Consider the following 15,085-nt stretch of genomic DNA (forward strand, 5'->3'; position numbering starts at 1 on the left):
GGCCGCCGATCGCTGGGTCTACGGTCACTGGGTCTACGGTCGCCGGGTCTACGGTCGCTGCGTCTACTGTGGCTGGGCTTTCGTTCGCCGGGTCCACTGTCACAGGGCCGCGAGGGCCTCGTCGATCACGCTGATCACTTCTGCGATCAGCACGTCGCTGACGGCCAAGCTCGGCAAGAATCGCAGCACGTTCCCGTAGGTGCCGGCGTTCAGCAGCAGAACGCCCTTCTGGGCAGCGGCCGCGACGATCGCGTTGACGGCGTCGGCGTTCGGCACCTTGGTCGTGTCCTTCGTGCCGGACTGCACGAGTTCGATCGCGAGCATCGCACCGATGCCGCGCACGTCGCCGATGATGTCATAGCGGGTCTGCAACTCGAGCAGAGCCGGCTTCAACGTCGATTCGATGCGCGCGGCCTGTGCGAGCAGGCCGCCCTCCTCGATCTGACCGAAGACTGCGACTGCGGCAGCCGCTGAGACGGGATTGCCGCCGAAGGTTCCACCGAGTCCGCCGGGCTGTGCGGCATCCATGATCTCGGAGCGCCCCGTCACGGCCGCCAACGGCAGGCCGCCTGCGATCCCCTTGGCGCTGAGCACGAGATCGGGTACGAGGCCGAAGTGCTCGCTCGCGAAATAGGCGCCCGTTCGGGCCATGCCGCTCTGGATTTCGTCCGCGATGAATACGACCCCGTTCGCCGTGCACCACTCCTGCAGCGCGACCAGGAAGCCGTCGGCCGGCACGATGAAGCCGCCCTCACCCTGAATCGGCTCTGCAACGACGCAGGCCAGATCCGACGCGCCGATGACCTTCTCGAGATAGGCAATGGTCCGGGCTGCCGCATCCGCACCGGAGAGCCCGTCGCGGTATGGGTACGAATTCGGTGCGTGGTACACGTCGCCGGCGAACGGGCCGAACCCGGTTGCGTACGGCGATGCCTTGTAATTCATGGCCATCGTCAGATTGGTGCGGCCGTGGTACGCGTGGTCGAGCACCGCGACGGCGCGTCGGCCGGTGTACTTGCGGGCGATCTTGACGCCGTTCTCCACGGCCTCAGCGCCGGCGTTGACCAGCACCGTCTTCTTGGCGTGATCGCCGGGAGTGTGCTCGGCGAGCAACTCGGCAACGCGCACGTACGACTCGTACGGCGTCACCGTGAACAGGGTGTGGGTGAGGTTGTGCAGCTGCTCGGTAGCTGCGGCGACGACCGCGGTGTCGGTGTGGCCGACCGTCGTCACGCCGATGCCGGCACCCATGTCGATGAACTGGTTGCCGTCGACGTCGACGACGATCGCACCGTGCGCGCGGGCAATGTAGACAGGAAGCGCCGAGGACACGCCTGTCGGCACGACAGCAGTGCGTCTCGCGTGCAGCGCCACGGATGCCGGCCCAGGCACGGCAGTCACGATGCGTCGCTCCTGTGCGACGTCGGACGCGGCTGGCGTCGGTGCTGTGGGCGTTGTTGTAGCGGTTTCGGTGGACGCGGGAGTCGTGAGTGTATCGGTCATGGTGCCTCCAGTTTACCGACCTGCGCGCAGCGGTATCTTGAGAGAATCAGCACGCAATGATCGAAATCTGAAGGGCAGCGCATGAATCTGGAGCACCAGTACGCCGTCAGGATGCAGTGGACCGGCAATCGAGGCACCGGAACGAGCGCGTACAAACAGTACGGTCGCGATCATGTTCTCAGTGCAGACGGCAAGCCGGACATCGCGGGCTCGAGCGATCGCGTGTTCTTCGGCGACTCGGACAGATGGAATCCGGAGGAGCTGTTGCTGGCGGCTCTGAGCCAATGCCACATGCTCAGTTATCTGCACGTGGCCGTTCGGCACGGCATTCGCGTGCTCGCATATTCGGATGCCGCTACAGGAATCATGCAACAGGATGCGTCAGACGGCGGCCGCTTCACGCTCGCCGTGCTCCGCCCTCGGGTGACGATCTCCGACCCTGCGCAGGTCGAACTGGCGCAGAGCTTGCACGAGGAGGCCGCACAGAAGTGCTTCATCGCGGCATCCGTCAATTTTCCGGTCAGGCACGAGCCGGAGACGTATCCCGCCGTGTGACTAGTGCGCCCCGGCTAGCGAGCAGAACGCCCCGAGCGCACGTCAGCGACGTTCGGGGTTCAGAACCGCGCGCTTGATGCGCTCGACGGTTCCGGATGCCGGTACCTCGTTGTAGACGCCCGCAAGCTCTTGCCCGCTGCACTTCTGGATGGCGGTCATGATCTCGTCTGTCGCAAGGCGGCGGGCTTTGCCGGAGGTCGCAGCGCCGCACGCGCTGACGTCGATTGGTTCCCCGAACACGACCGTCACCCTGCGCAAGCGCGGGATCGCCTTTCCTGGCGGCTGAAGTCGATCGGTGCCGATCAGGCCGACCGGCACGACGGGTGCGCCGGTTGACAGGGCAAGCCACGCGACGCCGGTGCGACCCTTGTACAGCCGGCCGTCCTGTGATCGCGTACCTTCCGGGTATAACGCGAACGCGCTGCCGGTCTCGATGATCTGCTTGCTCTGCTCAAGGGCGTCTTGAGCGGCCTGGCCTGCGCCTCTGCGCACACCGACCGCGCCGATTGCGGTGAAGAATGCCCGTTGGATGCCTCCGATGAGGCCTGTGCCTTCGAAGTAGTGCGCCTTGGCGAGGAACTGCACCCGCCGCGGCGCTGTGATCGGAATCACGATGCTGTCGATGAACGACAGATGGTTGCTCGCCAAAATGACGGATCCGTGTTTCGGAATGTTTTTGCGGCCCACAACGCGCGGCCGGTACAGCACCCGGGCAATCGCGGTGAGCACGACCCGCCCGAACAGGTAGAGGAAACCGGGTCGGCGAACTGGCAGATCGCTTCCGGATTCGGAAGTGTGGGTCACAGCCGTGGCACCCTCGTTGTTCGCTGGCATCCGTTCCAGGATAGTCGCGGTCATATTCCATCCCCGGAATGCGTCTCGCCTGAATCAGTCGGGGACGGAAACGACGGTGGCGTCGGTCGGGCACGTGTCTCCGCCGATGTAAAGCAGGCAACTGCCCCACCAGTCCGGCAGCCCGGGTGCTGTCGGATCGCCGAACCACTGCGCGTAGATACGGGAGAAGTTCAGGTTGCCATAGGTGGAACAGGGCGTGGGCGGTGCGCTGGGAGCGGCAATGGTGTCCAGATTCGGCTGATACGGGGTGTAGTTGTAGAGGTTCGCCGTCGCCTGGTTGCGAATCGTCACGATCGTGGAGCCGCACTGTGCGTTCGGACTGTATTGAATGCGCACGGCGCCGACGTGATAGCGCCAATCCGGCGAAGCGCTGTACTCGCGGAACTGCCAAGCCGCGTTGTAGAGCTGGTTGAAAAACCCGAAGTATTCGCTGACACACTCGGCAGTGTCTGGGCAAGCGTAGCCGGTGGCGCGTTGATAGCCGTACGTGCTCGGTCTTGTTACGAGTGACTGTTCTTTCTGCAAGAGCACGAGCAGCACTCGTGGGCTGATGCCGCATGCGACCGCGACCTTCGTGATGATGGCGCTTGCTCGCTCCGATCGGGCACCGGAGTAGGGTGCGCAGTGCGCGTATTCAGCCGGCCGGCTCGTAGTGGTCTCGCGATAGTCGGCGAGGCAGGACACCGCGTCTTTCGGGATGCAGGCTTGAGCACGGAGGAACGACTGGATCTGCTGCTGCGTCATGGCGTTGGCATCATAGAAATTGTCGTCGCTGATGATGAAACCGGGGTCGAATTTCTGTGCCACGCGAGCGGGCGCCGTAACCGCGGCTGCCACGGATGCCGGCGCGGATGCGGCAGTCGCGGACGCTGTACGCGTCGATGATGCCGGCGACGAGACCGCAGAAGCGGGTGCGAACGGGAGAACGACGGCGGTGGCGACGATTGCGACGGCGATGTATGTCGCCCGACGCACCGTGACCGGTGAGCGCATCCGGCGTTTGCTGCGGTCGCGGGATGCGCGCGGAGCTGGCGTCGGCGGCACCCGTTGAGCCTAGCGGTGGAGTTTGGGAGCCGTGCTGGAAGGCGGTGTCTGCTGACAGCAGAATTCGAATCGGAGTGGATGCTGCCTTCACAGCCGCCAGCCGGATAGCCTGAGTTCACGCGGTATCGTGACCGACTGGCGACCGTGACCGATGAAAACCGACGGAAGGACAGGCGCCATGCTGTTGCGGCATGCGATCGGATCCGCTTTGCGCAGGTTGCGGCTGCAGCGCGGCCTGACGCTCCGCCAGCTCTCGGAGCGATCGCGCGTGTCGCTTCCCTATCTGTCCGAGATCGAGCGCGGCCGCAAAGAGGCATCCAGCGAGATTCTGTCGACGATTTGCCTGGTGCTCGGGATTTCCGTGCCCGACCTGCTCCGGGCCACGGACGCCGAATACCTCTCCGCCGTTGAAGCGGCACCGAAGGTTCTGGATCTGACTACCCGATTCGGGGTGGGTTCGCCGATTGCGAGTGGAGAGCCCGCCGGGGAGACGGTGCGCCACCAGGCGGTCTTGCTGGCCGCCTGAGCGCAGTCCCGTCAGCCGAGTACGGCGAGCGTCTCCTCGATCACCGTCGCCGCGTCGTCGATGAGATCTTCGCTGATCACAACTGACGGCAGCATGCGCAGCACGCTGTCCCAGCTGCCGGAATCGAGCACGATCACCCCATGAGCGCTCGCATGCGCGATCACAGCGCTGAGCGCTTCCGGGTTCGGCTTGCGGGTGCCCGGGTGAACGAGTTCGACGCCGAACATCGCACCCTTTCCGCGTACCTCACCGACGACACCGAACCGCTGCGCCCAGTCACCAATCCGAGCATTCAGGGCGCGTTCGACACGCTGCGCCTCCTCGAGCAGGTTCTCGTTTTCGAACACGTCGAACACGGCAAGAGCGGCAGCGGTGGAGACCGGATTACCACCGAACGTTCCGCCGATACCACCGGGCTGCACGGCATCCATGATCTCGGCCCGGCCAGTGACGGCGGCGAGCGGGAAGCCGCCCGCGATACCTTTTGCGGTCAGCACGATGTCGGGAACCACGCCGAAATGCTCGATCGAATACCAGCGACCTGTGCGGCCCATGCCTGCCTGAATCTCATCTGCGACGAACACGATGCCGTTCGCCGTGCAGAACTCACGCATCCGGGTGAAGTAGCCGTCCGCAGGAATGTTGATGCCGCCATCACCCTGGATCGGTTCTGCGAAGAATGCCGCCACGTCTTCCGCGCCAATGTGCGTTGTGATGTAATCGATCGTGCGTTCGGCCGCTTCCTCCCCGGATAGACCGTCGCGGAACGGGTAACTGACCGGCACGCTGTACAGGTCTCCTGGCAGCGGGCCCATGCCGCTTCGCTCGGGCCATGGCCGATAGGTCATCGCCATCGTCAGGTTGGTACGACCGTGAAAGGCGTGGTCGAGGCTGAGGATCACCCGCCGCCCGGTGTACTTTCGGGTGATCTTGACCGCGTTTTCTACGGCCTCGGACCCCGAGTTCACCAAAATGGAATGCTTCTCGAAGTCACCCGGCGTGATCGCCGCAAGCTTTTCGGCCACCCGCACATAGTTTTCGTATGGCGTCACGGTGAACAGGGTGTGGGTGAGCTTGCCGGCTTGCTCGGCCGCTGCCGCCGCGATCGCGGGGTGAGCATGCCCGATGGTCGTCACGCCGATACCGGAACCGAGATCGATCAACCGATTTCCGTCGACGTCGACCAGCACTGCGCCTGACGCGTGATCCATGTAGATGTTCGCGAGGGTTCCCGCTCCGCGAGAGACGCTGGCGAGGCGCCGCTGCTGCAATTCGAGCGAGCGCGGCCCTGGCAGCTCGGTTACGAGGCGGCGGCTTTGAGGTACGGAGAAATCACGGGACATGTCGACAATGTTAGGCTTCGCTCGTTTCCATCTTGTGACGTGCCTATCGGCGGTCTCCCAGCACAGACAAATCCCGATCAGGCAGACTGGGTGCCCTTGCCCCAAAGAAAGCGATCTTCGTGCGTAAATCACTTCCCCTTGTCATTTTGGCTGCGTCTGCGCTCTTGCTGAGCGGATGCACCGCGGCCGGCAACTCAGCATCCGCTAATTGCAAGGGCGTCGCGTCCGGTTCCGTCTCGGACTCCGTGAAGGTCAGTGGCAAGCTCGGTGCCGAACCGAAGGTGAGCTTCAAGGAGCCTCTCACAGCGAAGACGACCGAACGCTCGTACATCACGACCGGCTCGGGTGCCGTCGCGACGAAGTCGACGACCGTCGACGTCGCGTTGGTCGCGTACAACGGCTCAACCGGCAAGGAGCTGACCACCAACGGCTACGGCACGAGCGCGAAGATCCCGATCACTGTCGGAGATGCGACGTTGATTCCGGTACTGAGCCAGGTCGTCAACTGCGCGCCGGTCGGGTCCCGTGTCGTGGCGACGTCGCCTGTTAAGACTGCGTTCGGCTCGGCAGATCCATCCAGCCTCGGCCTCAAGGCCACCGACACGATCGTGTTCGTGGCTGACATCGTCGACATGATGCCGGCAAAGGCCAATGGCAAGGACCAGAAGCCGCAGGCCGGCTTCCCGACCGTGAAGCTTGCAACGTCCGGCAAGCCGACTGTCACAATCCCCAAGTCGACGCCGCCGACCGAGACCAAGGTCGAGGTGCTCAAGAAGGGCTCCGGCGAAACGGTCAAGGCCGGCGACACTGTGACCGTGCAGTATCAGGGCACGAACTGGAGCACGAGCAAGGTCTTCGACCAGAGCTGGGGCAAGGCGCCTGCCACCTTCTCTACGACCGGTGTGATCAAGGGCTTTGCCACCGGCCTCGTTGGGCAGACGGTGGGTTCACAGGTCGTCATCGTGATCCCGCCGGCAGACGGCTATGGCGCGGCAGGCCAGCCGAGCGCAGGCATCAAGGGCACTGACACGCTTGTCTTCGTCATCGACATCCTGAAGACCACCAGGTAGGCGGCGGCCTGGTGGTCGAGTAGCGCGGGAGCGCAGCGAGCACGCGTATCGAGACCCCGTACGCAGGTCTCGATAGGCTCGCTGGCGCTCGCTACTCGACAGCGGCTGCCGTCGATACGATGGCCGCATGCGCAAAGTAGTCATTCTGGGCTCGACAGGTTCGATCGGCACACAGGCGCTCGACGTTATCCGTTCGCATCCGCAACGATTCGATGTCGTCGGGTTGGCTGCAGGCAGCAATCGGGAGGCTCTCCAGGCGCAGGCCGCCGAGTTTCACGTCGACGACACAGCGCTCGGGGTCGACGAGGCCGAACAACTCGTGCGCGACGTTGACGCGGACATTGTTCTGAACGGCATCACCGGGTCCGTCGGGCTGTGGCCGACGCTGGCTGCGCTTGAAGCGGGGCGCACTCTCGCCCTGGCCAACAAGGAGTCGCTGATCGTCGGTGGCGAGCTGGTGACCTCGCTGGCAGAGCCGGGCCAGATCGTGCCTGTGGACTCTGAGCATTCTGCGATCGCACAGGCGCTGCGATCCGGGCAGCCGCGAGAGGTGGGCAGGCTCGTGCTGACGGCATCCGGTGGCCCGTTCAGAGGGCGCACCCGCGAGTCGCTCGCGAACGTAACGCCGCAGGAGGCGCTGGCGCACCCGACCTGGGACATGGGGCTGATGGTCACGACCAACTCGTCGACACTCGTCAACAAGGGGCTCGAGGTGATCGAGGCGCACCTGCTCTTCGACGTGCCGTATGAGCGCATCGACGTGGTCGTGCATCCGCAGTCGATTGTGCACTCGATGGTCGAATTCTTCGACGGGTCGACGATCGCTCAGGCCTCGCCGCCCGACATGCGATTGCCGATCTCACTTGCTCTCGACTGGCCGAACCGCGTTTCCGGCGTCGGTCGTCCGTTGGATTGGACGGCGGCCCAGACCTGGACGTTCGAACCGTTGGATAACGAAACGTTCCCTGCGGTTCGGCTGGCGAAGCAGGCCGGGCAGGCCGGAGGCACGTACCCGGCTGTCTTCAACGCCGCGAACGAGCAAGCGGTGCTCGCGTTCCACGCAGGAAGCATCGGCTACCTGGACATCGTGTCAATCATTGAGCGGGTCGTCGACGTTCACGAGCCGGCGGACGAACTGAGTCGGTCCTCGCTGGCCGAGGCCGAGCGCTGGGCGCGCGCGAAGGCCGACCTGTTGGTCGCGCACTAGCGCGCCCGGGTGTCCGCTACGGCGCTGCCGGCTCCGGCGCTGTCGGCTCCGGCGCTGTCGGCTACGGCGCTGTCCGCTACGGGGTCGGCGTTCCGGTCGGTGTGGGAGTTGACGTCGACGCGCCCGACTGGCTGGTCATCAATCCGTTGACGAACGTGGCGAACGCTGTCGCGTCGCTGACCGAACCCGGGTACTTGACACCGTTGACGATCACTGTCGGCGTGCCGGATACGGACTTTTCAGTTGAGTTGGCAAGTGGCTTCGTCAGCGCCCGCGTGGTCGATGCCGAGACCCACGCCGAGAACGTCCCGTCGTTGACGCACTTCTCGATTGTCGATCCGGTTGCGCCGACGCCCTGCAGGATCGAGATCAGTTTCGAATTCGGCAAGCCGGTGCCGCCTTCCTTCGGCTGGTCTTTGAACAGCGCGGTATTCATCGCGAAGTAGACGCTCGGCTTGTAATTGGCGACGCAGGCCGCAGCGTTCGCGGCACGCGAGGAGTATTTCGTGCCGCTGGAGGAGGAATCGAGCATGGCAATCGGATGAATCTCCAGTGTCGCCAGGTTGTTGTCGAGCCAGGTTCCGAGCTGACTGGCGTTGGCCGCTTCGAACTCTTGGCAGTACGGGCACTGATAGTCGAGGTATACCGTGACGTGGGCCTTGCCGTCCTTCAGGTCCTGCGTGGTCGGGACCGGCTTTTCGCCCGACGCGAGAGCGGGCGTCGCCACCGCCGATGTTGTGCTGGTCAGCACGATTCCGTCGCTGACCATGTTCTTCGGGCCGGGTCCGGCGGGCTGCACCGCATTGACGACCACGAATCCCGCGACGGCAAGTCCGACCAGTACGACCGCAGCGATCCCGCCCTGCAGATACCACTTGCGACGGCGGGCCCGGACACGCGCCTGTTCACGTGCGATGCGCGCCTGCTCGCGCGCGATCGCCTGACGCTCCTTCTTGGTTGGGCCGTTTGCGCCTCTGCCAGTTCCCACGGGGTGCTGCACTCCTCGAGTTGTCGTCGTGCGTATTTGATTTCAGAAGCACGCTACCCCGGTATCTTATGGGTTCTCTTGTTATGGGTTCTGTGTGAGATCACCGGGTAAGAGGCATGCATCCACCGCACGGGCTGATTCTGGGCATCCTTGCAGTGCACGACTTGTAGCCTTGCCCTGTGGATTCCGTACTTCTGTTCGTGCTCGGCGTTGTGATCTTCGTGATCGGGCTCGCCGTCTCGATCGCGTTGCATGAACTCGGCCACCTCAGTTTCGCGAAGCTCTTCGGCGTCAAGGTGACGCAGTACATGATCGGCTTCGGCAAGACGCTGTTCTCGTTTCGCCGGGGTGAGACGGAGTATGGCGTCAAGGCAATCCCGCTCGGCGGCTACATTGCGATGATCGGAATGTTCCCTCCGAAGCATCCGGGGGAGAAGGCGAGGAACGCGAGTACCGGCTTCTACAACCAGATCGTGCAGGATGCGCGCACGGCGAGCGCCGAAACCGTCGCGGATGGCGAGGACGATCGCGCCTTCTATCGGCTCGCCCCCTGGAAGCGGATCATCATCATGTTCGCCGGGCCGTTCATGAATCTCGTGATCGCGGTGGTGCTGTTCGGCGTGATCGTCAGCGGTATCGGGGTGCAGCAGTACAGCACGACGGTCTCGAGCGTGTCGCAGTGTGTTCTGCCTGCGACCAGTTCGCGGCAGACCTGCGATGCGTCGGACCCTCAGTCGCCTGCTGCGGCAGCGGGCATCCGCGCCGGTGACAAGGTCATCTCGTTCGGTGGCAAAGCAGTGACCAGCTGGACCCAGATGAGTGAGCTGATCAAGGCCGCGCCGTCGAAGACGACCGCGCTCGTGGTCGAGCGGAACGGCAAGCGCGTCACACTCGAAGTCACGCCCACGCCGAGCACCCAGTACGTCTACGATAGCCAAGGCAACATCACGAAGAACGCGGCGGGCAAGGCAATCACTCAAGACGTCGGAGTCGTGGGCATCAGCCCCGGCACCGAGCTTGTGCAGCAGCCGATCGGCACCGCGTTCACAGCCGCCGGGGACAACATCGCAGCCGTCACCAAAATCGTGATCGACCTGCCGCAGCGGATGGTCGGCGTCTGGAATGCCGCGTTCGGCCCATCGCAACGCGCGGCAGACAGCCCTGTCGGCATCGTCGGTGTCGGCCGGATGGCCGGGGACATCGCCAGCAGTAGTGTGATCCCGGTCATCGGCAAGGTGCAGACGATGCTCAGCCTGCTCGCGTCGCTGAACATCGCGTTGTTCGTGATGAACATGATCCCGCTGCTGCCGTTGGACGGCGGTCACATCTTGGGTGCCGCGTGGGAGTGGATCAAGCGGGCGTGGGCGAAGATCTTCCGCCGCAAAGAGCCGCACCCAGTCGACATGGCCCGTTGGATGCCCGTCACCTTCGTTGTCGTTGTCGTGCTGGGCGCAATGAGCGTGCTGCTCGCCTACGCAGACATCGTGAAACCGATCACCCTCGGCTGACCGTCGCTGGTTGAGGAGCGCACGAGCGTAGCGAGTACGCACCCTGTTGGTCGAGGAGTGCACGAGCGCAGCAAGTACGCGCCCTGTTGGTCGAGTAGCGCACGAGCGCAGCGAGTACGCGTATCGAGACCCCCAACGCCGGCGTATCGGGCCTCGATATGTCTGCTCGCCCTTCGTCTTCGCTCAGGGACCGAAAACTCGCGGACTACTCGACCACCGGGTCAACGGGAAAGCAGCAGGGCGTCTCCCTGACCGCCACCGCCGCACAGCGCGACCGCCGCCCGGCCGGTTCCTCGGCGGGACAGCTCGAGCGCGGCGTGCAGCGCAAGGCGCGCCCCGGATGCCCCGATCGGGTGCCCGAGCGCAATCGCCCCGCCATGGACGTTCACCTTCGCCTGATCGATTCCGAGCTCCCGTGCCGACCACAGCGACACTGCCGCGAACGCCTCGTTGATCTCGACGAAGTCCAGCTCTGATGCGCCCCACCCCGCGCGCTTGAGCGCGGCGCTGATGGCGTTCGACGGCTGCGAGTGCAGCGAATTGTCCGGGCCAGCGACGGAACCGGACGCGCCGACGACTGCGAGGTAGGCGAGCCCGTGCGCATCCGCCCACGTTTTGCTCGTCACGACGAGCGCGCTCGCACCGTCACTGAGCGGCGAGGAGTTGCCTGCGGTGATCGTGCCGTCGACGGTGAACGCGGGCCGAAGTCCTGCCAGAGTCTCGACAGTGCTGTCGCCGCGCACGCCTTCGTCGTGTGTGATCACCAGCGGCTCGCCCTTGCGTTGCGGTACCGAAACCGGAACGATCTCGTGCTCGAACACGCCTGCCGAGGCGGCCGCAGCGGCCCGCTGATGCGAGGCTGCGGCGATCTCATCCTGCTCGCGCCGCCCGATCCCGAGCGTCGTGTTGCGGTGTTCGGTCGACTCGCCCATCGAGAGCCCGTCGAACGCGTCGGAGAGCCCGTCGTATGCAGCATGATCGATCGCGGTGAAGCTGCCGTACGACCAGCCGCGACGCGACCCCGGCAGCAGGTGCGGCGCCTGTGTCATCGACTCCTGGCCGCCGGCGACAACAACATCCGCTTCGCCGAGGCGGATCAGCCGCGCTGCATCCACCACGGCTTGCAGGCCCGACAGGCACACCTTGTTGAGCGTCATCGAGTTGACCGTCCACGGGATGCCCGCGCCGATCGCGCTCTGCCGGGCGGGATTCTGCCCGGCTCCCGCCTGCAGCACCTGACCGAGATAGACCGCATCCACCTGGTCAGGGCTGACTCCTGCGGCCTCGAGGGCACCACGCACCGCGATCGTGCCCAGTGCGACGGCGCTGAGGGTCGCGAACTGGCCGTTAACGCGTCCCTGCGGCGTTCGTGCCCCGCCGAGGATGACGACATCGGTGTCTGTCATGGTGACTCCTTCTTCTCACAGAATTCATTCGTGCACTCATCGTGCGAGTGCAACTGACCGGGCAACCGGATAGGCTGCGCGAACGGACTTCTCTAGCCAGTACTTCTCACTACCCAGTATCTCGCGAGTGCGCACTACACGCGGGGTACCGCAGCCGGTCTGCAAAGGAGCAGCGGATGACCGATCACGTTCAGCAGCAACTATCCGGGCGCACCGTGGTGGTCACCGGCGGCGCCAGTGGCATCGGTGAGGCCTGCGCACGCGCGTTCGCTGCGGCCGGTGCTCGGGTGACGATCGCCGATCTCAACGCGGATGCCGCGACTGCGCTCGCAGACGAACTCGGCGGCACTGCGTGGCCTGTCGATCTCTCCGACACTGCCGCCCTCGCCGAACTCAGCGGTGACGCTGCCATCGCGAACTGCGACATCCTGGTCAACAATGCCGGGATCCAGCATGTCAGCCCGATCGAAGACTTCGACCCGGCACGGTTCTCGCTGATCATCCGGCTGATGCTGGAAGCTCCGTTCCTGCTGATCAGGGCGGCACTACCCGGCATGTACGAGCGTGGCTTCGGTCGCATCATCAACATGTCCAGCGTGCACGGGCTGCGCGCATCCGCCTACAAATCGGCCTACGTCGCGGCCAAACACGGTCTGGAAGGGCTTTCAAAGGTGACCGCCTTAGAGGGTGCACCGCACGGTGTGACAAGCAATTGCATCGAACCGTCGTACGTGCGCACTCCGCTGGTCGAGAAGCAGATCGCGGATCAGGCACGCTTGCACGGCATCAGCGAAGACGAGGTCGTGCCCCAGATCATGCTGACGGAGACGGCTATCAAACGCCTGGTCGAACCCCGCGAGGTGGCCAGCCTGGCGCTGTGGCTGGCCGGCGACGACGCGGGCATGGTGACCGGAGCAAGCTACACAATGGACGGCGGCTGGAGCGCGCGATGAACGACTATCAAGAATTCCGGGTGCCCGCCGTAGGCACTGAACAAACCGGCGCTGAGCTGGCCGGCGGGCAGTGGCATTCCAACGCGTCAGGAGTGCCGCTGCTCGCCATCCACGGCATCACCGCGTCGCATCAGTCGTGGCGCACCCTCGCACGTGCTCTGCCGGATGTGCGTGTGGTCGCCCCCGACTTGCGCGGCCGCGGCCGCAGCAATCGGCTTCCGGCACCGTGGGGGATGCGTGACCACGCGGATGACGCCGCTCGCGTTCTCGACGCACTCGGCATCGAACGCGCGGTCGTCGTCGGGCACTCGATGGGAGGCTTCGTCGCAGTGCGGCTGGCCGACCAGCATCCGGACCGAATCGCATCCGTCGTGCTGATCGACGGAGGGCTGCCGCTGGCGGGCCCGGATGCCTCGGGCCCGGATGCACCGGCCGCGGATGCAACGCCGACGCTCGAGCAGGCGATCGCGCTGCTCGGGCCCGCAGCGCAGCGGCTCACGATGAGTTACCCGAGTCGTGATGCGTACGCCGACTTCTGGCGTGCGCATCCGGCGTTCGGCGACTGGAACGACGACATCGCGGCCTACATCGACTACGACCTCGAACCGGACGGCGACACGTTCCGATCCTCGGCTCGGCTCGAAGCCGTTGCGACCAACATCGTGCAAATGGGGGAGGGCGACGGCTACGCGCAGGCGGTGGCCGCGCTGTCGCCACCACTGGAATTCCTGCATTCGCCGCGCGGCCTGCTGAATGAAACGCCGCCGCTCTACCCGGATGATCGGCTGGCCGAATTGGCACGGTTGTTCCCCGCACTTCGCGTGCACGAGGTCGACGACGTCAACCATTACACGATCCTGATGTCCGAGCACGGCGTTGCGCAGGTGCGGCCCGTGCTGCAGGGCCGTCTCGACGCCGCGAACGCCGTGTGACTCCAAGGAGTCGCCCAGCGATCGCACGAGCTGTTACCAACACATCCACCGCCAACTCGAGGAGAAACGATCATGTCCCCATCCCTGTTCGACGGAATCGACGCCCACAGCGTCACGACACCCCGCTTGCGTGCCAACGTGCTGGAACGTCCCGCCGCGCAGGGCGCCGAGGCGGTGGCGACCGTCGTGTTCGTGCACGGCAACGTCTCATCCAGCCTGTTCTGGCAGCCGACCATGCTGGCACTGCCGGCGAGCGTGCGAGCGCTCGCGATCGACCTGCGCGGTTTCGGCGGCAGTGAGACACTCCCAGTCGATGCGACCCGCGGACTGCGCGACTACGCGGACGACGTGTGGGGTGTGCTTGATGCGCTCGGCATCGCATCCGCTCATCTGGTCGGCTGGTCCATGGGCGGCGGTGTCGTGCTGCAGCAGCTGCTTGACCGACCGGATGCCGTCGCCTCGGTCACCCTCGTTTCCCCGGTTTCGCCCTATGGTTTCGGCGGCACGGCGGGCGCAGACGGCCGCGTGCTGACCGCCGACAACGCCGGCACCGGAGCCGGGGGAGCCAACCCTGACTTTGTGCGGAGCATCCGCGACGGCGACACCAGCGTTGATACACCGACCACGGCCCGGTCGGTGTTCCGTTCCTCCTATGTCGCCGCCGGATACAGCTCAGAGCGTGAGGATCTCTGGGTCGAGTCGATGCTGACCACCGCGCTCGGCGACGGAAACTACCCAGGCGACTCGGTCGCATCCGAGAACTGGCCGGGCTTCGCGCCGGGGGAGCACGGCGTGCTGAACACGATGGCACCCAAGTACCTCGATCTCAGCGGAATCGTCGCGCTCGAGCGCAAACCGCCGATCCTCTGGGTGCGCGGCGAACAGGATGCGATCGTGTCCGACGGCTCGTACTTCGACCTCAACATGCTCGGGCAGGTTGGTGTGATTCCGGGCTGGCCGGGGGCGGAGGTCGCGCCGCCGCAGCCGATGGTGACGCAGACCAGGCACGTGCTCGACGAGTACCAGGCTGCCGGCGGTGCGTACACCGAGCTCGCGCTCGCGGACTGCGGCCACTCGCCGCACCTCGAGTATCCGGATGCCTTCGGTGCGGCATTGCGCGCCCAGCTCGGTCTGTGACAGCGGCTGGAGGCTGGCATCGCGCTCTGGCATAGGATGCCGAGAGTCTACATTTCGT

14 protein-coding genes are annotated in these 15,085 nt (G+C 65.0%); 8 read left to right on the forward strand and 6 right to left on the reverse strand.

The window, feature by feature from the left end; all coding sequences use genetic code 11:
* Positions 1–99 precede the first annotated feature (99 nt).
* Complete coding sequence (gene gabT, locus QU604_RS08025; protein WP_308468284.1) at positions 100–1,503, reverse strand: 4-aminobutyrate--2-oxoglutarate transaminase; 1,404 nt, start codon at positions 1,501–1,503, stop codon at positions 100–102.
* A gap of 81 nt (positions 1,504–1,584) precedes the next feature.
* Between gabT and QU604_RS08030 the strand changes: the two genes are divergently transcribed.
* Positions 1,585–2,058: an OsmC family protein gene (locus tag QU604_RS08030; protein ID WP_308468285.1), complete on the forward strand. Its 474-nt coding sequence runs from the start codon at positions 1,585–1,587 to the stop codon at positions 2,056–2,058.
* Positions 2,059–2,100: 42 nt separating this feature from the next.
* Here the strand turns inward: QU604_RS08030 and QU604_RS08035 are convergent, their stop codons facing one another.
* Together QU604_RS08035 and QU604_RS08040 are read right to left on the reverse strand one after the other, a co-directional pair.
* The gene (locus QU604_RS08035) at positions 2,101–2,916 is read right to left on the reverse strand and encodes a lysophospholipid acyltransferase family protein (protein WP_308468286.1); all 816 of its coding nucleotides are present in this window, start codon (positions 2,914–2,916) and stop codon (positions 2,101–2,103) included.
* Between the two features lie 30 nt (positions 2,917–2,946).
* Positions 2,947–3,957, reverse strand: a complete 1,011-nt coding sequence (locus QU604_RS08040) for a LasA N-terminal domain-containing protein (protein ID WP_308468287.1) — start codon at positions 3,955–3,957, stop codon at positions 2,947–2,949.
* A gap of 178 nt (positions 3,958–4,135) precedes the next feature.
* Here QU604_RS08040 and QU604_RS08045 point away from each other — a divergent pair, with 178 nt between their 5' ends.
* Positions 4,136–4,483 (forward strand): helix-turn-helix domain-containing protein, encoded by a 348-nt coding sequence (locus QU604_RS08045; RefSeq protein ID WP_308468288.1) that lies wholly within the window; start codon positions 4,136–4,138, stop codon positions 4,481–4,483.
* An 11-nt stretch (positions 4,484–4,494) separates the two neighbouring features.
* Here QU604_RS08045 and QU604_RS08050 read toward each other — a convergent pair whose 3' ends face one another.
* A complete protein-coding gene (locus QU604_RS08050; protein WP_308468289.1) occupies positions 4,495–5,826 on the reverse strand; it encodes an aminotransferase class III-fold pyridoxal phosphate-dependent enzyme in 1,332 nt (443 codons plus the stop codon).
* Positions 5,827–5,945: 119 nt separating this feature from the next.
* Here QU604_RS08050 and QU604_RS08055 point away from each other — a divergent pair, with 119 nt between their 5' ends.
* Both QU604_RS08055 and dxr read left to right on the forward strand, forming a co-directional pair.
* Positions 5,946–6,896 carry an FKBP-type peptidyl-prolyl cis-trans isomerase gene (locus QU604_RS08055; RefSeq protein ID WP_308468290.1) on the forward strand — a complete coding sequence of 317 codons (951 nt, stop codon included), beginning with the start codon at positions 5,946–5,948 and terminating at the stop codon, positions 6,894–6,896.
* 127 nt (positions 6,897–7,023) lie between these two features.
* Positions 7,024–8,103: a 1-deoxy-D-xylulose-5-phosphate reductoisomerase gene (dxr, locus tag QU604_RS08060; protein ID WP_308468291.1), complete on the forward strand. Its 1,080-nt coding sequence runs from the start codon at positions 7,024–7,026 to the stop codon at positions 8,101–8,103.
* A gap of 76 nt (positions 8,104–8,179) precedes the next feature.
* On the opposite strand, the gene QU604_RS08065 is transcribed toward dxr, so the two are convergent.
* On the reverse strand, positions 8,180–9,091 hold the full coding sequence (locus QU604_RS08065) for a DsbA family protein (protein WP_308468292.1): 912 nt from the start codon (positions 9,089–9,091) through the stop codon (positions 8,180–8,182).
* Between the two features lie 179 nt (positions 9,092–9,270).
* On the opposite strand from QU604_RS08065, the gene QU604_RS08070 reads away from it, so the two are divergent.
* A complete protein-coding gene (locus QU604_RS08070) occupies positions 9,271–10,599 on the forward strand; it encodes a M50 family metallopeptidase (RefSeq protein WP_308468293.1) in 1,329 nt (442 codons plus the stop codon).
* Positions 10,600–10,820: 221 nt separating this feature from the next.
* Here QU604_RS08070 and QU604_RS08075 read toward each other — a convergent pair whose 3' ends face one another.
* Positions 10,821–12,005 (reverse strand): acetyl-CoA C-acetyltransferase, encoded by a 1,185-nt coding sequence (locus tag QU604_RS08075; RefSeq protein ID WP_308468294.1) that lies wholly within the window; start codon positions 12,003–12,005, stop codon positions 10,821–10,823.
* Between the two features lie 176 nt (positions 12,006–12,181).
* On the opposite strand from QU604_RS08075, the gene QU604_RS08080 reads away from it, so the two are divergent.
* The 3 genes from QU604_RS08080 (at position 12,182) to QU604_RS08090 (ending at position 15,027) form a co-directional block, all read left to right on the forward strand.
* Positions 12,182–12,958, forward strand: a complete 777-nt coding sequence (locus QU604_RS08080) for a 3-hydroxybutyrate dehydrogenase (RefSeq protein ID WP_308468295.1) — start codon at positions 12,182–12,184, stop codon at positions 12,956–12,958.
* The gene (locus QU604_RS08085; RefSeq protein ID WP_308468296.1) at positions 12,955–13,890 is read left to right on the forward strand and encodes an alpha/beta hydrolase; all 936 of its coding nucleotides are present in this window, start codon (positions 12,955–12,957) and stop codon (positions 13,888–13,890) included. Before QU604_RS08080 ends, QU604_RS08085 begins: the two co-directional genes overlap by 4 nt.
* 72 nt (positions 13,891–13,962) lie before the next feature.
* Entirely contained in the window at positions 13,963–15,027 is a 1,065-nt protein-coding gene (locus QU604_RS08090; protein WP_308468297.1) for an alpha/beta fold hydrolase, read from the forward strand.
* Positions 15,028–15,085 lie beyond the last annotated feature (58 nt).

Origin of the sequence: Rathayibacter sp. SW19, assembly GCF_030866825.1 — a bacterium.
GTDB lineage: Bacteria > Actinomycetota > Actinomycetes > Actinomycetales > Microbacteriaceae > Rathayibacter_A > Rathayibacter_A soli.